This window comes from Chryseosolibacter histidinae (genome assembly GCF_018598225.1).
Classification (GTDB): Bacteria; Bacteroidota; Bacteroidia; order Cytophagales; family Cyclobacteriaceae; genus Chryseosolibacter; species Chryseosolibacter histidini.
This window is the reverse complement of the sequence record NZ_JAHESF010000023.1, coordinates 86,466-106,817: the sequence shown is the minus strand read 5'-3', so window position 1 is coordinate 106,817 and position 20,352 is coordinate 86,466. Positions and strand designations below refer to the sequence as shown.

Annotated in this window: 19 protein-coding genes and 1 tRNA gene; 6 read left to right on the top strand and 14 right to left on the bottom strand. The window is 49.3% G+C overall.

Annotated features, from left to right (window positions below; genetic code table 11):
- Positions 1-200 precede the first annotated feature (200 nt).
- The gene (locus tag KK083_RS20560) at positions 201-683 is read right to left on the bottom strand and encodes a YqhA family protein (protein WP_254167129.1); all 483 of its coding nucleotides are present in this window, start codon (positions 681-683) and stop codon (positions 201-203) included.
- A gap of 92 nt (positions 684-775) precedes the next feature.
- A complete protein-coding gene (locus KK083_RS20555; protein ID WP_254167127.1) occupies positions 776-1,270 on the bottom strand; it encodes a hypothetical protein in 495 nt (164 codons plus the stop codon).
- A 231-nt stretch (positions 1,271-1,501) separates the two neighbouring features.
- Between KK083_RS20555 and KK083_RS20550 the strand changes: the two genes are divergently transcribed.
- Positions 1,502-2,755 carry a hypothetical protein gene (locus KK083_RS20550; RefSeq protein WP_254167125.1) on the top strand — a complete coding sequence of 418 codons (1,254 nt, stop codon included), beginning with the start codon at positions 1,502-1,504 and terminating at the stop codon, positions 2,753-2,755.
- A gap of 52 nt (positions 2,756-2,807) precedes the next feature.
- On the opposite strand, the gene KK083_RS20545 is transcribed toward KK083_RS20550, so the two are convergent.
- The 4 genes from KK083_RS20545 to KK083_RS20530 form a co-directional block, all read right to left on the bottom strand.
- Positions 2,808-3,662: a substrate-binding periplasmic protein gene (locus KK083_RS20545; protein WP_254167122.1), complete on the bottom strand. Its 855-nt coding sequence runs from the start codon at positions 3,660-3,662 to the stop codon at positions 2,808-2,810.
- Positions 3,663-3,719: 57 nt separating this feature from the next.
- Positions 3,720-4,493 carry an enoyl-CoA hydratase/isomerase family protein gene (locus tag KK083_RS20540; protein ID WP_254167131.1) on the bottom strand — a complete coding sequence of 258 codons (774 nt, stop codon included), beginning with the start codon at positions 4,491-4,493 and terminating at the stop codon, positions 3,720-3,722.
- A gap of 92 nt (positions 4,494-4,585) precedes the next feature.
- The gene (locus KK083_RS20535; RefSeq protein WP_254167120.1) at positions 4,586-6,712 is read right to left on the bottom strand and encodes a ComEC/Rec2 family competence protein; all 2,127 of its coding nucleotides are present in this window, start codon (positions 6,710-6,712) and stop codon (positions 4,586-4,588) included.
- A 143-nt stretch (positions 6,713-6,855) separates the two neighbouring features.
- Positions 6,856-7,833 carry a PhoH family protein gene (locus KK083_RS20530; RefSeq protein ID WP_254167118.1) on the bottom strand — a complete coding sequence of 326 codons (978 nt, stop codon included), beginning with the start codon at positions 7,831-7,833 and terminating at the stop codon, positions 6,856-6,858.
- Positions 7,834-7,953: 120 nt separating this feature from the next.
- On the opposite strand from KK083_RS20530, the gene KK083_RS20525 reads away from it, so the two are divergent.
- Positions 7,954-8,727, top strand: a complete 774-nt coding sequence (locus KK083_RS20525; protein ID WP_262899578.1) for an SAM hydrolase/SAM-dependent halogenase family protein — start codon at positions 7,954-7,956, stop codon at positions 8,725-8,727.
- Positions 8,728-8,878: 151 nt separating this feature from the next.
- Positions 8,879-9,172, top strand: a complete 294-nt coding sequence (locus tag KK083_RS20520) for a putative quinol monooxygenase (RefSeq protein ID WP_262899577.1) — start codon at positions 8,879-8,881, stop codon at positions 9,170-9,172.
- Here KK083_RS20520 and KK083_RS20515 read toward each other — a convergent pair.
- The 3 genes from KK083_RS20515 to solA form a co-directional block, all read right to left on the bottom strand.
- On the bottom strand, positions 9,169-10,611 hold the full coding sequence (locus tag KK083_RS20515; RefSeq protein ID WP_254167112.1) for an FAD-binding oxidoreductase: 1,443 nt from the start codon (positions 10,609-10,611) through the stop codon (positions 9,169-9,171). The genes KK083_RS20520 and KK083_RS20515 overlap by 4 nt on opposite strands.
- Before the next feature lie 10 nt (positions 10,612-10,621).
- Positions 10,622-10,849 (bottom strand): hypothetical protein, encoded by a 228-nt coding sequence (locus KK083_RS20510; RefSeq protein ID WP_254167110.1) that lies wholly within the window; start codon positions 10,847-10,849, stop codon positions 10,622-10,624.
- 97 nt (positions 10,850-10,946) lie between these two features.
- A complete protein-coding gene (solA, locus tag KK083_RS20505; RefSeq protein WP_254167109.1) occupies positions 10,947-12,104 on the bottom strand; it encodes an N-methyl-L-tryptophan oxidase in 1,158 nt (385 codons plus the stop codon).
- A gap of 289 nt (positions 12,105-12,393) precedes the next feature.
- Here solA and KK083_RS20500 point away from each other — a divergent pair.
- From KK083_RS20500 to KK083_RS20490, 3 genes are all read left to right on the top strand, one after another.
- Positions 12,394-12,475: transfer RNA gene (locus KK083_RS20500), tRNA-Leu, on the top strand.
- A gap of 633 nt (positions 12,476-13,108) precedes the next feature.
- Positions 13,109-13,621, top strand: coding sequence for a hypothetical protein (locus KK083_RS20495; protein WP_254167108.1), 513 nt, complete (start codon positions 13,109-13,111; stop codon positions 13,619-13,621).
- A 205-nt stretch (positions 13,622-13,826) separates the two neighbouring features.
- Positions 13,827-14,087, top strand: a complete 261-nt coding sequence (locus KK083_RS20490; protein WP_254167107.1) for a hypothetical protein — start codon at positions 13,827-13,829, stop codon at positions 14,085-14,087.
- Between the two features lie 110 nt (positions 14,088-14,197).
- On the opposite strand, the gene KK083_RS20485 is transcribed toward KK083_RS20490, so the two are convergent.
- The 5 genes from KK083_RS20485 to KK083_RS20465 all read right to left on the bottom strand — a co-directional run bounded on the left by KK083_RS20485 (position 14,198) and on the right by KK083_RS20465 (position 20,352).
- Entirely contained in the window at positions 14,198-16,348 is a 2,151-nt protein-coding gene (locus KK083_RS20485) for a copper-translocating P-type ATPase (protein ID WP_254167106.1), read from the bottom strand.
- A 2-nt stretch (positions 16,349-16,350) separates the two neighbouring features.
- Positions 16,351-16,932 carry a DUF2911 domain-containing protein gene (locus KK083_RS20480; RefSeq protein WP_254167105.1) on the bottom strand — a complete coding sequence of 194 codons (582 nt, stop codon included), beginning with the start codon at positions 16,930-16,932 and terminating at the stop codon, positions 16,351-16,353.
- Between the two features lie 67 nt (positions 16,933-16,999).
- Positions 17,000-18,466 carry a multicopper oxidase family protein gene (locus tag KK083_RS20475; RefSeq protein ID WP_254167104.1) on the bottom strand — a complete coding sequence of 489 codons (1,467 nt, stop codon included), beginning with the start codon at positions 18,464-18,466 and terminating at the stop codon, positions 17,000-17,002.
- Positions 18,463-19,089: a DUF3347 domain-containing protein gene (locus tag KK083_RS20470; protein WP_254167102.1), complete on the bottom strand. Its 627-nt coding sequence runs from the start codon at positions 19,087-19,089 to the stop codon at positions 18,463-18,465. The genes KK083_RS20475 and KK083_RS20470 overlap by 4 nt, the downstream gene beginning before the upstream one ends.
- 39 nt (positions 19,090-19,128) lie before the next feature.
- The gene (locus KK083_RS20465) at positions 19,129-20,352 is read right to left on the bottom strand and encodes an efflux RND transporter periplasmic adaptor subunit (RefSeq protein ID WP_254167099.1); all 1,224 of its coding nucleotides are present in this window, start codon (positions 20,350-20,352) and stop codon (positions 19,129-19,131) included.

Below are 20,352 nucleotides of genomic sequence, written 5' to 3'. Positions count from 1 at the left end.
ACTCGACAGCTTCTTACTGTAATTTTCCTTGTCATAAGTTAACCGTTTATGGTCAACCTATTTCAGGGACGGACAAGAAGAAGTAAGGAGTAAGGAGGGTGTGGGGGAGCTCAAGTGATGGGGATAGGGTTGAGTGGAGTGGGTGTGATCCTAACGTGTGTATGCCTGGCGGCTGCCTTCCGGAGTAAGAAGTTACTTGTCTAGTGCTCGCCTTTTTTTAAGAGGAACAGACTTATGGAGATCAGCAGTACGGCGGCGGGTACATAGAGTGATGATGGTAAGTCCAGGGTGTCGAATTTGATCCGTCGTTCTACGAGGCTGGCCAGCCATAAGACCACAAGTGTTGTCAGGATGGCTTCCCACAGGATTATTTTTAGTTGGGTAAAGTTTTTTATTCGCAGCCATTCGGGGAGCCGCACGGGTAATTGCGCGTCCGGGTCGCTGAAAAGAATAAAAAAACCGAGGGCCATCACAAAAAACACGATGGCTATCAAAAAGAGGTCAACGGCATGCAGCAAGCCGATGATCATCAGGGAGGGCGTGTGATGAACCCCGTCGTCCAGGTGTGTAAAGACGATCATAAACTCATACACGCCTATACCAGCCAGCACAATACCGCAAGCGAATACAAACCAGGCAATGACGGCAATAATTGTTCGAAGAAGCCCCGTGATACCTTTCATGATATAATGGATTATACTTCCATTACACCGGCGTGGAAAATAAGTTTCGATCCATCGCCTTTCACGGTTAAACCATACGCTAACTCACCGCATCAGGGCCTTACCACTTCGGCGTCGCGAAGGATGAAGTTCATGTGGGTGATGTCTTTTTCGTTGAGGGTTAAAATGCCTGTTACGGTAATCACCTGGTCTGCCTTGAAACGGGGTGGCCTGGTTTTGAAATGGATCTCCGCTACGGATTCCGGGCCGGCGCCGCCGCAGAAAAAACATGCGGAGTAAGGATACTTAGAAACAATGATGGTGTTCTTGTCTTCGAGGTCAAACGGCAGGTAATGCCCTTTGAGGGTAAACGCTTTTCCTTCGTATGCCCGGATGCGCGAGTCCAGGAATGGCGTGAGGAAGTATTCGTTATGCTGCTTGTAGAACTTTGACGTGAATTTCACTCTACCCAGAATGCCCCAGCCATCATCATGGGGAAACAGGAAAAGAACAACAGAAATAAAAATGGCGGCAAAGTTCATGGCGGTCTTGGACTTGAAGCAAAGATAGGCATAGATCACTAAAATGCAACAATGTTGCATTTTCAAGTTAGGACATACTTAAAAAAATGTCATCGTGGTGTTAACCCGCTGTTCCCTCAATCAAACCACATGTTTGCTCAAGAATCCCAGTGGCCGGGATAAATCAATTGTTTCCGCACAACGGGGGCGCTATTTTCATTTGTAAAACCGGCTGTTATGCACGATGTGGCTACCCGCACCAAAAACACTTCCCTCCACCCCGGACCTGATAAAAGTTCTTCCGGTCAAAAACAACCCGTGGTTACCGATGCCAGGCCCGATTCGATGCAGCTGAAGGAGATGAAGGAAATGATGCACGGAGTCCGCACAATAGCGCAGCAGCAGGCTTTTACAGAGGCTTTCGGTCCAGGCATGAACCAGACCAGCACGGATGCTTCCAGGACAAATATCGCTCAGACCACGCCGGTGATTCAGCGCGTGAAAAAGAAAAAGGTTGCCGTGGGTGTTGCAGCCACACTGTTTTCCCTGGGACTCATCTGGGCGGTCCCCCGCTTCAGAAAATACATGATGGATGCCATCAACGATCAATCCGTACAGTCACAGATCGTCAACATCGATCCCGGCACGGTAGAGGAGATTGTTGATGATGATGTGATCAAATGGTATACGCAAAAATCAGCTGACGTCCGCGAAAAGGATTCCAAACTTATAACCGAGAAAATTATGGGGTTCGTCAAATTTAACACCCTGGACTTAAACCTGGCATTCGAGCTGGCTGATGAAGATCGGGTTCGTGATGTCATTGATAGTTTGCTGTTCATTGATGTGGTCAAAAACCGGTATGGTGAAAAAAATGTGGCGAAATACGAAGGCGTTATTTTGAATACGCTAAAGACACTTGAAAACCAGTACATTTCCAGGAGCAAGGTCATCGAAACGCTTAAGTTGTATGAAAAACATTTCAACGTAAAATCGCCACTTGATGAGGAGCACGACTTTTCTGTTGCTGACATTGCACGTTCCCGCGAGGGTGGTTATCAATGGGATAAAAGCCATGATGATTTTTATAAGTGGCTTAATGATGAAAACGCGAACGACTTGCCGGTCGGAGCCAGGATAAATTGCTGGGAAGCAACGTTGGTCGCCTTGATCGATGCACAAAAATTAACAAAGGAAGAAGTTGCCAGGACTTACTTCCAGAAGCAGAACCAGGTTAACAACGCAAACAATATCGTAGCGTATGATCCGAACAAGCTCAAGGCGGTTTTTTACGACAGGAAAGTAGGTTCGATAGGCAACGCAAATGATAATAACGAGCGGCCACTTATTCAGCGCAACGACATCCTCATCTATAACAAAAATGATATACTGGAGGGAGCGCTTTATCACGTAATGATCGCCCTAGAAGACGAGACACTTTTCAGGAAGTATACGAATGTTCAGGTCATGAGCCTTTGGAAGCAAAATGCGAGAAGTTTTATGAAGTCAACGCTGGGCGAACTAATCACGCTAGACGGTGTTACGACCATTGACATCTGCCGATTCCTGTAATTTGCAGGTTTTAGGGATGACATCCTTTTGAAGGATGTCATCCCTGATAGTACTATTTAGCGGAAGCCTGCAGCAATTTCACACCGGATTCTCCGAGGTGTTTCACCAGCATGGCCTTGTATTCTTTTGAGTTGGTGTAACCTCCGTTGGCTTTGAAGAACTCATCCATCACAGGTGCCCAGTCGCTGGCAGCGGGCATGATGATGCCGAACTGCTCTGCGGCTTTGTCGCCTACAGGGTGACGTTTTACATTCTTTTTAAGCTGCACCGCTTCGATGTAGAATGCCAGGTCGAGGTAGGCAAAGCCGTTGGGGTCGTTGAAGACCTTCTCAAGCGTTTCCTGGCTTGTGGTGGTTGAAACAACCTTCATGTCTGCAAAGTACTTTTGCTTCAGCTCCAGGATCCGTCTTTCGTTGGTGGTTCCCTTGGCGGCATACGCGGTGAGGTTGGCGAATGTCTTGGAGATGTCTTCCAGCTTGGCCAGCGTAGGCACACCGGGTTGGGTGATGAGGATGGCGAAATTGGTAATGATGGGCGAACTGAATTTCACTTCACGTTTGCGTTCATCCGTAATGGTAATGTTGCCCAGGCCGAAGACGCCACCGCTCGATGCGCGGGTTTTGTCATACATGCCACGGAAGCTGGAGCCATCGCCGGCAAACTTTGTCGTGAGCTTCACACCTTTCGTGGTGTTGACCCAGTCTACAAAGTGATCCATGATGTCTACACAGATCCCCGTCAGGTTGCCGGATTTATCCTTGTACACAAAGCTGGGTGTCTCTACGTACGCCAGCGAAATGCTCCCGCTTTTACCGGCCTTCACGCTGGCCCAGGTATCACCGGTATACGTCTGGGCGCTCACCGACAGCGTGGCCACTGTCAGTAAAAAAATCAAGTACTTTCTCATGGGTTAGGGTTATTAAATCTTCCATGAGTATATGATTTTCCGGTTACATTACCGGCGCTACCAGGTTATTTTTTCTTTATGAACGAAAGCGGACACACCCCGCTTGCAGTCTTCGCTTTCACGCACCTTCGCATTCATTTCCGCTGCAAACGTTAACGCATCCTCTAATGGCAGAGTCTGAACCTTGGCCATCATCTGCTTGGTAACGCTCATGGAATACGCCGAATTGGATACCACCAGCTGCGCCGCGAAATGGATCACTTCCTCATCCAGCTCTTCTTTGGCAACAATCTCGTTGACGAGCCCGATCTTCTTTGCCTGGTCTGCGCTGATCAGGGAACCGCTCAACAGCAATCCCCGCGAGCGTGACTCCCCTATCTTCCGGATCAGGAACACCATCACAATGGCTGGGATAAAACCGATCTTCACTTCGGTGTAACCGAACTTCGCTTCAGGCGCCGCAAAGGTAAAATCACATACAGTGGCGAGGCCGCATCCGCCGGCAATGGCGTGGCCCTGCACCTGCGCAATCACCACCTTTTTGCAACTGTAGATCTGCAGAAAGAGCTCTTTCAGGTGATTGGAATCCGCGTAGTTCTGCTCATACGAAAACTGCTGCAGCTGCTGGAGATATTCGAGGTCTGCCCCGGCCGAAAACGCTTCACCAATCGCTTTCAGGATCACCACCTTCACACCGTCATCCTTTTCCGCTTCCATAAAAGCTTCCTTCAGCTCCGTCACCAATTGGTTGCTCATCGCATTCCTTTTCTCCGGACGATTCAGTGTAATAAAAGCTATCCTGTCAAGGACATCGTACGTAATATATTTCATCATCTTTTCATTTGGTCGTCAAATGCATTTCCCGCAGATTTCGCAGATGCACGCAGATAAAAGTACAATCTGATCTGCGTCAATCCGCGTGATCAGTGGGAACAAAAAGCCCCTTCATGCATCACCGAATAAACCTCGATGCCCTGCTTTTTAGCCTGGGCCAGTATCCGTTCCGTGTAAAAATAGGAATTACTGCTGTCTAAAATAATTTCCGCCCTTGTACCCAGCCGGGATAGATCTTTCACGGCATTGTTGCTCACCACGATCCAGTCAGCCGGAAGTTTTTCTGGCCATATAAAATCCCGCTGCATCAGGTGAACGATGACCTTCCCCTTCCAGCAGATCACCTCCCCTCCTTTTACTTTTCTTATAAAGGGCTGCTGTTCATGAGCAACCACGTTGCCAACACCCGAGAAGAGGCGGTTAGGCTGCACGTGGAAACGGAGCTTGCCAGCATCCTGTTGCAGTATGGAGTCTGACAGGAAGTAGGTTTGTCCACCGTCGATGAGGTCGATGGCGCTGTGGCCGCGGATGTTGTAAACGGTTATTTTCTGCACGTTGATGTTGTCAACGTAGTGAAGCCATTGACATGCCGCGAACAGGGCCGTGAACGCGAAAGCCGCGAGGCAGTAGTAAAAACGTTTATACTTTACCAGTAAGATCAGCGTGCCGATCAGGGCCATGAGCAGCCAGCACTGTACGGGTGAAATATAAATGTTATCGGTAAGGGCGAAGGGAAAGGTCTCCATGGTAAACACCACCAGGTTCAGCAGCTTGATGGACCATGTGAGCAGCAAACCCATAACACCGGCCAGGACCTGAACGAAGCTTACCGCCAGCACCACAATGCCGAGTATGAGCACCACGAACGAGCCCGGTATCACCAGCAGGTTAGACAGGAGGAAGTAGTTTGGAAACTGGTGAAAGTAGAGCAGTCCCAACGCGAAGGTGGCGATCTGTGCCGCTACAGAAACACAGGTGATCTTCCACACTTCATCCCAGAGTCTACTTTGGGGCTCCCACAATCCGTACAGTCCAGGCTGCAGGTAAACGATGCCAAGCACGGCCAGGTAAGAAAGCTGAAATCCAACAGACATGATCAGGAACGGATCGTAGAGCAGAAGGCAAAAAGCCGATGCCGCCAGCGTATTGTAGATGTTGGTGCGTTGCCCTGCCGGTCTTGCCACAGCGATGAACGAGAACATGGTCACTGCCCGTAGCACCGACGGCGTCAAACCCGTGATGAAGGCATAACCCCACAACACGGCCAGGCTGATGGCAGCCAGCATCCAGTTGCCGTGCCGGAGCTTCAGCATGGGCTTGAGCAACCAAAGCAGGATCATGTATATAATGGTGATGTGCAGTCCGGATACCGCCAGCACGTGCATCGCTCCTGTGGCGGCGTAGGCATTGAGCAGCTCGTTATCGAGTCCGTCGGTAACACCCAGCACCAGCGCCGAGGCGATAGCCTGCTCACGCGAGCCTTGCACAAATCGTTTCAGGGTCTCGTCTGCCCACAACCTGGCGCAGATGGCGTAGTGCATTACTTTGTGCAGCGGATCGTTCTTCAGCCATTGTACATCCGCGGATTGCAGAAAGTGCTGGTGATAAATATTGCGAAATGCGAGAAACTGCTTATAGCTGAACTCGCCGGGATTACCGGGGGGGGCAACGGGCTGCGGCTGACCTTTGATGAGTAATACGTCACCGTAGTGAAAAGGTACTTTCGAAGAGTCCACAGTCCACGGTCGACGGACCACAGACGTGCCATCTTGCGTTCTAAACGCTGCCTTCGAGAAATAAAGAATTACCTTCCCGCTTTTATGCTGCCAGGTGCCGGTGAACACATCCGAGACTCTGGCCTCCGCTTTCCACGATCGTTGTTTCTCTTCAGGGTTTTGGGTGATCACCGCTTTGTAATAGTGCACGGGTTCTGTGACGGAACAAAGGTGATCGGGTTGGGCTGATTCATTCTGCAATGAAGTGTGCACATACCCAGCCAGTACCATGGCAGGCAATCCGATAAAACCAAGGTTAAACAACGACCTGTTGAGTCTCCGGAACAGGATGAAAGAGATCAGGTAAACGGAGACGAATGCTATCAGCAGCATTATACCGATGGACTGCGGAATAATTTCAGGCTGATAGATGCCAGCAACAATGCCACAGGCAAAACATAACACGATCCTTATGAAGGTGTAAGGCAACCACCGAATCATAAGGGAAGTTAGCTTTTTTTCTTTTAGAAGAATTTAGAATATAGAATTTAGCATTTAGAATACCGGACCATTGTAAACTCTAACTCCTAAATTCTATTCATCTTCACAAGCAGAGGCTGATCCCGAATTATCGCAACGGTGTTTTAGCTTTTGATCGCTTCGTCAGGATTGGCTTCGCGCTGATAGGCTTCGATGATGTCTCTGACGAGCCGGTGCCGCACCACATCTTTCTCGGATAACTCCACGAACCCGATTCCTTTTAAATCGTTCAGGATGCGGATGGCTTCCTTGAGGCCGGAGCGCTGGTTGCGGGGAAGGTCGATCTGCGAGGTATCACCGGTCACGATCATTTTGGAGTCAGGTCCCATACGGGTGAGGAACATCTTCATCTGCATGGGTGTGGTATTCTGCGCTTCATCCAGCAGGATAAAGGCATTGTTGAGGGTACGACCGCGCATGTAGGCCAGCGGTGCGATCTCGATGATCTCACGCTCCATATAGTACTGAAGCTTTTCATACGGGATCATGTCACCCAGGGCATCATAGATGGGGCGCAGGTACGGATCGATCTTTTCCTTCAGGTCGCCGGGAAGGAAACCGAGATTTTCACCGGCCTCCACGGCGGGCCTGGTGATGATGATCTTTTTTACCTGCTTGTTTTTCAGTGCTTTAACCGCCATGGCCACGGAAATAAAGGTTTTACCGGTACCGGCAGGACCCAGCGCAAAAACGAGGTCATTATCTTTTACCTGGTCTACCAGCCGCTGCTGGTTGATGGTTTTAGCCTTGATGGTAGCTCCCTTGGTGCCATAGAGGATCACATCGTCTGAAGAAACACCGTCAGCCGTTTCCGGGAGCATGGTCTCAGCTTCCTTCGTAATGTAGTTCTGTACATTCTCTTCGGTCACTCTTCCGTATTTGTGGTAGTGTTCGATCAGGGAATTCAGGATGTCATCGATCTGAACCAGGTCAGCGGTGCTTCCTTTCAACACGATCTGGTTGCCACGCGATACAATCCTGCTTTTGGGAAAAGCGGCAGCCAGCGAATCGATATTCTTGTTTTCTACTCCCAGAAAATCAATCAGGGATATGTTCTCCAGTGTTACTACTTTTTCTAACAATGATCAATGGTGTTTAAATGCTGCTAAAACTTTATTTTTAGCACAACAAAAATAATCAAATAAAAAGCACCAACCAGTGCAATAATTTTAACCAAAACCTTAAAAAATCATTACCTGGCGATGCCGATTATTACGCTTTTAACGGATTCTGGAGAAAGTGATCATTACGTGGCAGCCATAAAAGCCAGGATCATCAGCACCAATCCGGGGATCGGCATTATCGATATCAGCCATGCCATTAAATTATGCGATATAGGGCACGCAGCCTTCGTGCTCCGGTCGGTTTTCCGCGAGTTTCCCAAGGGCACCGTTCACCTCGTAGGCGTGGATGCCACCGGCAACCGGGGCGACGTCGCCATCGCCATGCAGCTGGAAGACCATTTTTTTGTCGGTTCAGACAATGGCCTCTTCGGACTGATCAGTGAAAAGTCGCACCAGTATCTCGTGGAGCTGAACAGCATCAATACCATCAGCACTACTTTTCCCGAACGCGATGTACTGGCCCCGGCAGCCGCCAAACTGGCCAGCGGGGTCTCGATCACCGACCTGGGCAAACCGCTCGCTTCGTTCAAACGTATGATCGACCGGCAGGTGAAAGCCACCAAAAAACAGATCACCGGGCAGGTCATTCACGTGGACGGCGCAGGCAACCTGATCACCAATATCCCGAAGCAGGCCTTCGATGTTCTGAGCCGCGACAAAGCGTTCACCGTGCAGTTCGGCGGAGAGAAGTTCAGGCGCATCCATACCCAATACCACCAGGCCGAACAGGGCGAATGCTTCATCCTGTTCAACAGCCTCGACCTGTTGGAGATCGGGATCTACAAAGGGAATGCGTCTGAATTACTGGGGTTGACGTATGATAGTATGGTGAATATTATGTTCGAAGAGTAGAAAAGTTTAAAGTTAATAGTTAAAAGTTTAAAGTTGAGGGGTGTCCCTATCGGGATAGCGAACTTTAAACTTGAAATTTCAAACTTTAAACTAACCGTGGCTTCGAAGCACAAAGAACTGATATAACTTAATCTCAAATCAACGCACCGCCATGCTAATCCGCATTGTACGGATGAAATTTACTGAAGCCGGGGTGGCTGAATTCCTGGAGATCTTTGACAGGAACAAGGTGGCCATCCGCAACTTTCAGGGATGCTCGCACCTGGAATTACTGAAAGATGCCAACGATCCTTTTACCTACACTACGCTCAGCCACTGGCAGGATGAGCAAAGCCTGGACGCGTACCGCAATTCAGCGTTGTTCGGGTCTGTTTGGGGTAGTGTAAAGACGCTGTTCGCAGAACGGACCCAGGCTTTTTCTCTTCTGAAATTCATCGAGCTTTAATGCTCGAGCTCCTTCTCGGCAACAGTGACGGGTTTGATGTTCTGGTTTACCTTGAAGAAATTATCAGGATCATATTTACGTTTGATCCTCGCCAGCTGCCGATAGTTGTCGCGGTACGATGCTTCTACCCTGGCCTCACCTTCTTCCATCATAAAATTGATATAAGCGCCACCCAGCGAGAACGGATGCAGCGCTTCCCAGTAGGCTTTTGCCCATGATGAGATCTTCTCTTTATTGGCCGGATCCGGGTCCACGCCTACAATAACCTGTGCCCAGTTCGCATCGCGGTAGCTGAACGCTGTCTCATTATTTTGTTTGTCGTGACAGGCGCCGTTGATCGGATACAGGTGCATGGTAGAATGTGGTGTCGGGAGCTGATGGCCATATTCAACGTTCAGCTTGATGGCTTCGTCCGTCAGGTCTTTCACAAAATCGGCTTTCCAGTACCACTGCAGTCCTTTGGGATACAGCGCGTCGAACATTCCCTGCAGCGCATTGAACGGTATGGGGCCGCAAAAATCAACAGCCGGTTTCTTCAGATCTCGGAAACGCTGGGCAGCTTTGGTACTCTTCTCAGCATCGCCTACGTTGCACCAGAGCAGGCCACACATTTTTTTGAGGTGCAGCTCCGCCGGGAACATTGCCACGGGCGGCACGGTGAGCAGCGCAAAATAACAATAGTGATCGTTGGAGGCGTTCAGAATAAATTCGCGGTATTGTCGCATGATCTCTTCAGCGTCTTCTATCGGCCAAAGCATGGGGCCACCATAAACAGTACCCGCATCGTGCAGCGTGAACAGGAATGAGGTAACGATGCCGAAGTTACCGCCACCACCGCGAATGGCCCAGAAGAGGTCGCTGTTCTCTTTTTCACTGGCCGTGATCAGGTGGCCGTCAGCAAGAACAACGTCGGCTTCGAGCAGGCTGTCGATGGTGAGACCGTACTTACGCGACAGGTGGCCCAGTCCGCCGCCCAGGGTAAGACCGCCAATGCCTGTGGTCGACAGGATCCCGGTTGGCACAGCCTTGCCGAACACCTGTGTAGCATGGTCAATGTCACCGAGCGTGCATCCACCCTCCACACGAATGGTATCCGATGTTGAATCCATCCTGATCCCTTTCATCATGGAGAGATCGATCACCATGCCATCGTCACACACGCCGAGGCCTCCGCCGTTGTGGCCTCCACCGCGCACCGCCGTAAGCAGGTTGTGCAGGCGGGCGAAGTTCACTGCAGTGATGACATCGGCAACATCCCTGCATTTAACGATCACCGCCGGATGCCGGTCGATCATTCCGTTGTAGACACTTCTTGTTTCGTCATACAGTAGATCATCTTTCGTGATCACCAGGCCGCGGATACTCATTCTGAAATCGGGAAGATCCAGGTCAACTGCCTTCGCGACATCTGAAACTTGGTTAAGGGTTGCTGTGGCCATAAGTAGAAATTTAGTTTAATGATGAGACACTGAAAAGGTACGAGGTACGGAGTACGAGGTACGTGGCGTCCTGATCGAAGATGGTACTTCGCTCAAAGTGGAATCTTACGTTAAGAAATTCTATCAATAATTGTTCTATGAGACCGTATTTATCCTGCGCTGTGAGATCAGCGATGTGGGCATTCTTGAGATCTTCGACGGTAATGCCCTCGAGCTTATGGAAGTCGATGAAAGGCATGCGTGATCGTGCTGACTAAAGTGAACGAAATTAGCACTTATTCAACCAACGATCATACAAGCGCTCTGAAAAATATTCGGCGTAGCGCTACGGCTGTTTAGTGGAAGCGATTCAGTTGCAGAAATTCCACAGGGAGATCGGTCTTGCCTTTGATGGCAAGGTCTGTGAGGATCTCTCCTACTACCGAAACGAATTTGAATCCATGGCCGCTGAATCCGCAGGCGATGGTAACGCGTTTTGAAGAACCGGGCAAATGGTCGATGATAAAATGCTCATCGCTGGTATACGTATACAGGCAGCTTTTGATGGAAAGCACCGCACCATTGGCCGCAGGGAGATACTTTGATAAAATGTAACGGACGTTTTCTTCAGCATCCCGAGGCGCGCTTCGGTCAACATGGTCAGGGTCAACGGTCTCACCCGGCTTGTGGTGGGCGAGCTTCAGACCTATCGGGCCACCAAACTTTCCCGCCGGCAGCAACGGAAAGCCGTAGTACATGCCACGCTCCGGATCTTCGATGAACCAGCAGGGAAAATTTCCCAACGAAAAAACATCCCAGACTTCAGGGTTTACCCAGGCCAGCAACTGCCGCGTAACTTTCAGTCCGGTGCCGAGCGTAGGGATCACCTTCGATGCCCAGCTTCCCGCGGTGATGATGAGCTTGCCTGCTGTGTAGACTCCCTTATCAGTGTGCACCGTCACCTGGTCTGCCTCCTGCTTCCAGGTGTTCACTTTTTCGCTGGTGCGGATCACGGCGCCGTTCCTCAACGCCAGCTCGGTATACAACAGCACGGCGCGCTCAGGTGTAACAAAACCTGCATCGGGTTCATAGAGTGTTTCGAAGTCGGAAGGAATTTGGAACAGAGGAAATCGCCTTTTTGACTCCCCTGGCGGCAACGTCTCCACCGGTATGTTATAGAGGATTGATGATTTTTTGATGCCCTTCATGGTATCATGGTCGGGGCGTCCGAAATAAACAATACCTGTGCGGTGGTAAATATCGGTACCGGCCTCCTGTTTCAGCTGGGCCCAGTTGTGGTATGCGCGCTGTAACAAGGGCACATAGTCGGGATGTTCAAAGTACGCTTTGCGGATGATGCGGCTCTGGCCAGAGTGAGACCCCTGATCGTGTGGAATGGTGAACTGTTCCAGGCCCAGCACCCTGTGACCGCGTTGTGCCAGGAAGGCGCACGCAGCCGATCCCATGGAACCTACGCCAATGACAATTACGTCGAAGTGATCTTTTTGCGGCATGTTGTAAAGTAGCGGAACCGGTATGTTCCCGCAAAGGTAAAATTAGTCCGCGGGGAAATATTTTAGGTGTTACAACACTATCCAGGGAGCTATGAAAGGATTTTGATGCCTAACGAACAGATTTCGGGCAAATTTCAGCATCGAAGCGGCTATAATTAATTAAGGGGCCGCAGGTTGTGCAAAAAACAAACTTTACCCATATTTGCACCTCCTTCGCTAGGGCTTTGAGGGGCAGGGCAAAAACAGAGCCTTGTTCACGCCATGCTTTTTGAAGCTTTAGCGAAGCCAAGCCTGAGTGGCGGAACTGGTAGACGCGCACGACTCAAAATCGTGTACCGAAAGGTGTGCCGGTTCGATTCCGGCCTTAGGTACAGCCCTTAGTACCAAGGATTTATGAGCCATCTGATCTTTCAGATGGCTTTTTTATTGGCCATCTGGTGCAGAGAAAAAACTTGACCTATGCAACAGATAAAGCCCACACGTTCTTGCAACAAAAGAAAAATTCCATCTGTAATTTCTCCGATTGCCCATGCCACCAAGACCAAGCGGAAGTCTGCAAACTTACGCGATTTTATAACTCTCCAAGATGAAATGATTCATGACGGTTTCGAGGTCGGGTCGTACTAATCACCTTATTATTATTGCTGGCCGGGATGACTTCTACATTTAGTCAGGTAACGCACATTACAGCGGAGGTTGATACGTTACTCAAGCTTACGTCAGATTCAGATACGTCATCGATACGCCGATCAGTACAACAGCGCGACTTTGATCTTCAAAAACGATTTATCGTTGAAGCCTACACTCGATTTGCACACAGTAGCTCCGCTCACCGGAGCCGTGTTCTGGCAGAGAAGGAAGTTCCTTTGATTAAGGATCGGACGGAAGGACTACAACTTCGACATCTCTTCGCTGAATCCACTGATTAAGATTACTAGACTAGAATTGATGAAAATACAGGAAAAGCCTATTTAAAAGGTTTCGCTTTTTTTGTATCTTGATGTATGACCGCCCTTTTACCAATCAAGCATTTCTCGATTCCTCAAGATGCGTTAGCACATTACAACGGTATCTACTACATTACTTCAAAGGTCGATTTTTATAATGCGTTTAAGATAGCTGAGCCTTCTATTGAAAACCACTTTGGCACTGCTTTTCTCGAGGTGTTTAATCATTCCACCTATGCATATGTCACAGAAGACTATGCATTTCTTGCAAAGCAGCATCAAGCAGGTTCTCCCAATGCCTTGATGCATATACTACAAGATAATCTTCAATTCGAATTATTCTGGCTTTGGCTAGTCAAGGACAATGCTTGTTACACAAGCATGATTCACATGTCTTGTCCAGAACACGGGGATAAGCTCCCGTCCACTCTTTCTAGGGAATTGGTGCAAGTATGTGTTAACATTGACAATATTGCCCGGAGACTTTTTACTAAGTTATTGGATGATCATAAAACATTCGAGCAAAAAGATCTAGACAGCTACTTTACGAAACTTATAATGGGAGGCTAAAGGCGAACTCTCACTGCTCATTTTCCCGATTTTGGTAAATTACGGATGCATAATTATCCTGCTCCACAAGTAAAAATATTACTTCGTTGCAAGTACAGAGATCACCAGGGCGTTACAAAGTGCTTTCATCATCGCGATGAGTGTAAAGTATTTCTTACAGATGGCGACAGCTACGATCCATTAAGGGTGGGGTTTTATTTCATTAATGGCGGAGTATCATTTTATTTTCTCGCCAGCTTTTATCATTTTTTCAGTGTCCAAGGCTTCGACAGATAAATCAATACTTTTCGCTTACGGACCTTTGGATAGCACGACCATCTTACTCGCAAGCATCGGCTTAAACGCGACAATTGTTGCTGCATTTATGTATTTCGTTTGGACGGCGAAAGACGATCAACGTAAGCGCCAAGAAAGGTTGACGTTGATGGCGAAACAGAATCACGATGCGGAACAAGTTAAAAAGTGATTTGCTATCTGAGAAAGAACAATTGCTTGACCAGTATCGGCAGCTCTTGAATTTATAGTAATGATAATTGTTATGTCTTAAAATTCAATAAGACTGCGACGCCTGCCATCTTACCTGATCTTCAGCATTCTGGCATTAATAGCGACCACTATCGTGCTGACACTCATCAGAACAGCCCCCATCGCCGGACTGAGCATAACACCTGCGTTGTAAAGAATGCCGGCTGCAAGCGGTAGCGCAACAACATTATATCCTGTTGCCCATGCCAGGTTCTGGATCATTTTTCGATAGGTGGCTTTTCCGAAGAGGATGAGATTGGCTACGTCCTTCGGGTTACTGTTGACAAGCACAATGTCGGATGTTTCTGCTGCGATGTCTGAACCCGATCCCACCGCGATCCCAACATCGGCCTGGGCCAGGGCCGGGGCGTCGTTCACGCCGTCCCCCGTCATCGCTACAAATTCGCCCCGCGACTGAAGCTCTTTTATTTTCTCCAGCTTTTGATGCGGAAGCACTTCGGCCATGAAGCCATCCATTCCCAAAGAGTCGCTTACGGTTTTTGCCACTTCCTGATTGTCTCCGGTGAGCAGCAGTGTTTTGATCTTTTGGGCATGCAGCACCTTGATGGCATCTGATGATTCGGGCCTGATCTCGTCTGCCAGTGATACAAAGCCGGCAACAGAATCCTCCACGACCACGAATACAATTGTTTCTGCTTTCGATGACGGCACTTCTGCTTGAAGGTTGTTCTCCTTCAGGTATCCGGGGCTCACAACTTTTACATTCCTTCCGTTCACGTTCGCCTGAATACCCTTGCCAGTAATGGCGCTGAAATCGCTCATTGGCAGCGGCTTGAGATTGACTTCCTTTGCTTTCTTCACAATTCCGGTGGCAATGGGATGTTCGGAGTTGCCTTCCAACGTTGCCGCCAGGGAAAGTATTTCATCCCTGGAAAATGCAGGGCTTGATGATTCATAACGCACTACATTAAACTCACCTTTGGTAAGCGTGCCTGTCTTATCGAATACGAGGGTGGATATCTTACGCGAATTTTCAAAGGCAGTTCTGTCTTTGATCAGCAATCCGCTTTGCGCGGAAATGGCGGTTGACCTGGCGACAACCAGTGGCACTGCGAGCCCCAATGCATGAGGGCAGCAGATCACGATGACGGTTACCATACGTTCCATGGCAAAGGCGAGATCTTTGCCGATGATGAGCCAAACGATAAACGTAGCCGCGCCTGAAACCAGCGCGATGATCGTAAGCCACTTGGCGGCCTGGTCTGCCAATAGTTGTGTCCTGGACTTTGAATCCTGCGCATCCTGCACGAGCTTGATCACCTGCGCCAGGTAAGAATCTTTGCTGCCGTGCGTCACCTTAACTTTCAGAGAGCCTTCACCATTGATCGATCCGGCAATGACGTTATCGTTCTTATCTTTTTCAACCGGCTTCGATTCTCCCGTAAGCATGGATTCGTTTAAGAAGCTCCTGCCCTCCACGATCTCGCCGTCTGCCGCGATCTTTTCACCCGGCTTTACCAGGATCACATCACCTGCTTTGAGTGTATCTGTTTTTACATCCATGATATGGTCGCCATGCACGAGGTGAGCGTCAGCAGGCATCAACTGAACGAGCAGCTCGAGCTCCCGCGATGCGCTCATGATCGACTTCATTTCAATCCAGTGGCCTAAGAGCATGATCAGGATCAGTGTTGCCAGTTCCCAGAAGAAGTCCATTCCCTGAAGCCCCAGTACAATGGCCACGCTATACGCATAGGCAACCGTTATGGCTACAGCCACCAATGTCATCATCCCAAGCAACCGGGACCTCACTTCATTCACCAGTCCGGTGAGGAAAGGCCAGCCACCATAAAAGAACACCACTGAAGAAAGGATCAGCAGCAGATAGCTGGAGCCGGGAAATGACCAGTCAATCCCCAACCAATGTTGGATCATCGGAGAAAGGGCCATAATAGGAACGGTCAACGCCAGCACAACATAGAATCGCTTCTTGAAATCATCGATCATCCCGGCATGATGGGCGTGTCCGCCTCCTCCATGATCATGTCCCTGGTTTGGACTTCCAGCTGCTGCATGATCCATGTGGCCATGGTGTTCATGGCTCATATTGGCTTTAGCAGGTTGATCTGCTTTAACAGGCACCAGGTTCATCCCGCATTTGGGGCACTGTCCCGGTGCATCCTTGATCACTTCCGGATGCATGGGGCATGTGTATTGTTGATGATGATGTTCGTGTGCCATAACTATTTTATTTTGAATGGCATTGATATTTTAATTTTTTCCCAACGGATGTCAATTGATCCACCTGTGTTCTCATGAGCCACCACGGTATATTTCAATCGTTCCTGAACACCGGGCAACTGTTGCGGCGTAACCTCGAGCCTGATGATGTCATCTTTTTGATCGTACTCATCAGCAAGGTGCTGATCCCAGTTTCTATTGATGATAACGGTCCATTTCTCCTGCCCTGGAATTGTGAACAGCGCATATTTTCCGGCACTTATCGCTTTGTCTGCCACGATGAGATCTTTATCAAACTCGAGAGAGGTGGCGCTATGGGCACCTGTAACCCACACTTCACCGTAGGGTACAAGGCCGCCCCAGATGGTTCTGCCTCTCACTGCAGGCGCATGGTATTTGATCATCACATGGGCGTTGCCAACCTGGGCATGTGTTTCCTTCGGAATGCTCTTCTTTGTTGTATCAGCAGGTGCCTCGGTGGACGCAGGTGTTCCATGCTGATGTTCGCTGGTTCCGGTTTTTTGTGTGCATGCGCTTCCTATACAGATGATTAACGCGAGGGCAATGAGAATATTCAATTTCATAAATCAGCTAGCTGTTTTTTTTAGGGTTCGTGATGAAACGATGTACAGGGTAAAACCTGAATTATTATTAAACGATCTGATAATTCAGCATCATGCCATCGTCTTCGTGCTCGAGGTTATGGCAGTGAAATACGAAGACACCTCTATATTGAGGGAAGGTCATGATCACTTTTACTTTTTCGCCGGGCATCACCAGCACGGTATCTTTCCAACCTTTTTCCGCGGGCATGACCTGGTTTCGTCCGCCCATTCTGTGCAGCACCTGGAACTGTACACCGTGAACGTGCATCGGGTGGATCTCATCGCCCATCATGTTATCGAACTCCCACACTTCCGTTGTGCCGGCCTGTACGGTTTCATCAACACGATCCATTTCGAAGATCTTTCCGTTGATAGAATGTCTGCCCATGCCACTGTGGCCACCTTCACCGCCGGTCATCGCCGCGATGTCGAAGGTTCTTGTAGCCACAGCCTGCAGGTGATCCAATACCGGGATGGTGGAAAGAGACGAAGGCAGCGTAAAGGAACCCGATGCGGTACGGTCAACCCTGAACTTCATGATATTGAATGCCTGCCGGCCCTGTGCGTTGTACTGGCTGAACTTGTTGCTGACGAGGTAAAATTCTTTCCCGATAGGCTGACTGGAAAAATCTACCAGCAGATCGAGGCGCTCACCGGGTCCGAGCAGGATGTTGGAAACTGTCTCCGGTGCTCGTAACAAACCACCGTCAGCGCCAATGATGTGCAGGGGCAAACCGTTCAAAGCGAGATTGTATACCCTTGCCGTAGATCCGTTCAGCACCCGGAGCCTGTACCAACCCGAAGCCACATCGAGCACGGGCGCATGAATGCCGTTCACGAGTATTTGTTCACCGAGAAAACCCGTCATGATCTCGTCTTCATTGGGCGAGTAGTCAAGGCTGGCGCCATCGAAGTGTTTGTCCTGAATGATCAACGGAATCTCAAATTCGCCGGAAGGCAGGTTCAATGCAGCTTCTTCGGAGTCGTTGACAATGAACATTCCCGCAAGGCCCATAAAAACCTGTCTGGCTGTAGACCCGTGTGGATGCGGATGATACCAATACGTGCCTGCGCGTTGTTGTATGGGCAAAGTATACTGCAGAGAACCACCTGGTGACGCAACATCTTTTGGATGGCCGTCCATATTTTCGGGGAGTATCAGGCCATGCCAGTGAATGTTTGTTTCTTCTGACAGGCCATTCTGCAGCAGCACATTGATGGTCTCACTGGTATTTGCTCTGATCGTCGGGCCGAGGATACCATTGCCATAACCAAGCGTGTTGCTCGATTTCCGTTTTAGCAGTTCACTGGTTCCAAATTGCGCATTCAATGTAACGCCATTGGAGACCGTTGATGGGATGAACAAAGGTCTGTCGAAAGAACCTTCCACTATCCAGTTCGGCTCGCCAATCATATCTTCCTCGGTGTGGCAAGCCTTCAGGAACCAAGACGTACCCGCGAGTGCAGTGATCGCTTTGAGACCTGAAGACTTTATAAATTCCCTGCGTTTCATTTCAATTTTTCTTTTACTTCTCCACAGGTGAGCATTTTATCACCGAAGTAAGGATTGCGGATCTGTTCCTGGTCGCTGAGCCAGTAGCCACCTTCGTTGTTGAAAGCCATCGGGCAGAATTCATAGAACGCCTGCTTTCCGCCAAGTCCGAACGCCTTTATACTTTTATACAGGTTGTCAGAAAGGGTGCTGAAGGACTTGCGTTGCGCTTCGAGGTCTGTGGATGATCCAATCTCCTTCAGTGAGGTTTCAATGGGAGACAGGTAGCTCATCCAGTCGTTGTGGGCAGCGCCGGACAATAGTTTCATGTCTACTTTAGCAAGCGCATCTTTTGCATCAGCAGCTTCTGTTTTTGCTTTAGCTGCGTCTGATGTAACCAATGCATCTTTCAGCGCAACATAAGAAGTAAACACAGATGCAAGCTGTTCCTGGAATTTACCATCAACCTGGAACTGGGGTTCAGCAGCTCCCGCAGCGACGGCTGATCCGGAGGCATGCTCCTTCCCGTCGTGGCCTTCATGAGATTCTGCGAGGTCCTCTTTTTTGTTGCCGGAGCAGTTTGTCAGGAATGCAAAAGCGGTTGCTGCGAATAAAAGAGAAAATAAGATCGACTTGGTCTTCATACTACGTTGTTTAAGGTTTCGTTAAAAATTGGTTTCCTATTAATGGTTATGCCCCGCCATGGGGTCTGTTCCTTTTTTCAAAATGATCTCGCTGTAGAGGAGGTAAGCACCGGTAACGGCAACCGTATCGCCATCCACCAGCCCTTCCGTGATCTCAACTTTATCGAAGTCTTCAATGCCGGTCTTTACCATCTGCGGCCGGAATGTGTTCACGCCGCGTTGTACATAAACATGTGCTCCCTTGCCATCCCTGATCACAGCGTCCACCGGAACGGCCAGTGCCTTCTTTGACGAGTGACTGAAGAAAACCTGCGCCTGCATTCCCGGTTTGTATTGCTGATCAGGATTTTGAAGCGAAGCCCGCATCACAACGATCTGTGTGTTAGCCCGGTACTCAGGACTAAAAAAGTCGATCGTAGCCTCTACATTTTCATTGCCAGATCCGCTTACGCGCACTTTGACCCTGTCACCAACTTTGGCCAATGACGTTTCATTCGGATACAGCTCCGCTTCCAGCCAGAGCTTCGCGATATTTTCTATCTTCAGCAAGCTTGCTCCCTCCGAAACGTATTGACCTTCCGCTGCTGATATTTCCGTCACAACACCACTGGCAGGAGACAGGAACGTGATTGAATTCCGGGGTGCTTTGTTTTGCGCCAGCTCTTCAACCTGGCCTTCGGTTAATCCATAAAGGAGAAGTTTTCTCCTGGCCGCATTATAAAATGCCTTGTATCGCTTTTCCGAAGATCCCAACGTTTCGTATTGCTCTTTTGCAAGCAGAAATTCCCGCTGCAAGGTCAACAGCGCTTCGCTGTAGAGCTGGTAAAGCGGCTCACCTTTCCGGATGGTTCTGCCCGTCTCCTTCACGTAAAGCTTTTCAATTCTCCCGGCCGCACGGCTACCGACAATCTCTGATAAGTTTTGATCCACGGTCAATTTTGCATTCACCACAACCGTTTGCCCGATGGGTTGGCTGATCACTTTTTGTATGGTGATGTTGGCGAGCCTGATCTGGCTATCGCTCAACATCAGGTCATTCGACCCTCCTCCCGGTGTTTTGTTCACGGGCACCAGGTCCATCCCGCAAACCGGGCACTTTCCGGGGCCGTCCTTCACAACATTCGGATGCATCGGGCAGGTATATTTCGTTGTGCCTGCTTCCTCTTTAGCGTGAGCATGGCCTTCATGTTCAGCTGCTTTCTTTTCGTTAGAGCAGGCGAGCACAAAGATCGAGAGCACGGATATAATTAATATGTGCTTCAT

What these genes read in the sequence shown, in the direction of transcription:
- KK083_RS20560 (WP_254167129.1), bottom strand. Translation starts at nt 683, where the DNA reads ATGAAAGGTATCACGGGGCTTCTTCGAACAATTATTGCCGTCATTGCC.
- KK083_RS20545 (WP_254167122.1), bottom strand. Translation starts at nt 3,662, where the DNA reads ATGAGAAAGTACTTGATTTTTTTACTGACAGTGGCCACGCTGTCGGTG.
- KK083_RS20540 (WP_254167131.1), bottom strand. Translation starts at nt 4,493, where the DNA reads ATGAAATATATTACGTACGATGTCCTTGACAGGATAGCTTTTATTACA.
- KK083_RS20535 (WP_254167120.1), bottom strand. Translation starts at nt 6,712, where the DNA reads ATGATTCGGTGGTTGCCTTACACCTTCATAAGGATCGTGTTATGTTTT.
- KK083_RS20525 (WP_262899578.1), top strand. Translation starts at nt 7,954, where the DNA reads ATGCCGATTATTACGCTTTTAACGGATTCTGGAGAAAGTGATCATTAC.
- KK083_RS20520 (WP_262899577.1), top strand. Translation starts at nt 8,879, where the DNA reads ATGCTAATCCGCATTGTACGGATGAAATTTACTGAAGCCGGGGTGGCT.
- KK083_RS20515 (WP_254167112.1), bottom strand. Translation starts at nt 10,611, where the DNA reads ATGGCCACAGCAACCCTTAACCAAGTTTCAGATGTCGCGAAGGCAGTT.
- KK083_RS20510 (WP_254167110.1), bottom strand. Translation starts at nt 10,849, where the DNA reads ATGCCTTTCATCGACTTCCATAAGCTCGAGGGCATTACCGTCGAAGAT.
- solA (WP_254167109.1), bottom strand. Translation starts at nt 12,104, where the DNA reads ATGCCGCAAAAAGATCACTTCGACGTAATTGTCATTGGCGTAGGTTCC.
- KK083_RS20495 (WP_254167108.1), top strand. Translation starts at nt 13,109, where the DNA reads ATGACCGCCCTTTTACCAATCAAGCATTTCTCGATTCCTCAAGATGCG.
- KK083_RS20490 (WP_254167107.1), top strand. Translation starts at nt 13,827, where the DNA reads ATGGCGGAGTATCATTTTATTTTCTCGCCAGCTTTTATCATTTTTTCA.
- KK083_RS20485 (WP_254167106.1), bottom strand. Translation starts at nt 16,348, where the DNA reads ATGGCACACGAACATCATCATCAACAATACACATGCCCCATGCATCCG.
- KK083_RS20480 (WP_254167105.1), bottom strand. Translation starts at nt 16,932, where the DNA reads ATGAAATTGAATATTCTCATTGCCCTCGCGTTAATCATCTGTATAGGA.
- KK083_RS20475 (WP_254167104.1), bottom strand. Translation starts at nt 18,466, where the DNA reads ATGAAACGCAGGGAATTTATAAAGTCTTCAGGTCTCAAAGCGATCACT.
- KK083_RS20470 (WP_254167102.1), bottom strand. Translation starts at nt 19,089, where the DNA reads ATGAAGACCAAGTCGATCTTATTTTCTCTTTTATTCGCAGCAACCGCT.
- KK083_RS20465 (WP_254167099.1), bottom strand. Translation starts at nt 20,352, where the DNA reads ATGAAGCACATATTAATTATATCCGTGCTCTCGATCTTTGTGCTCGCC.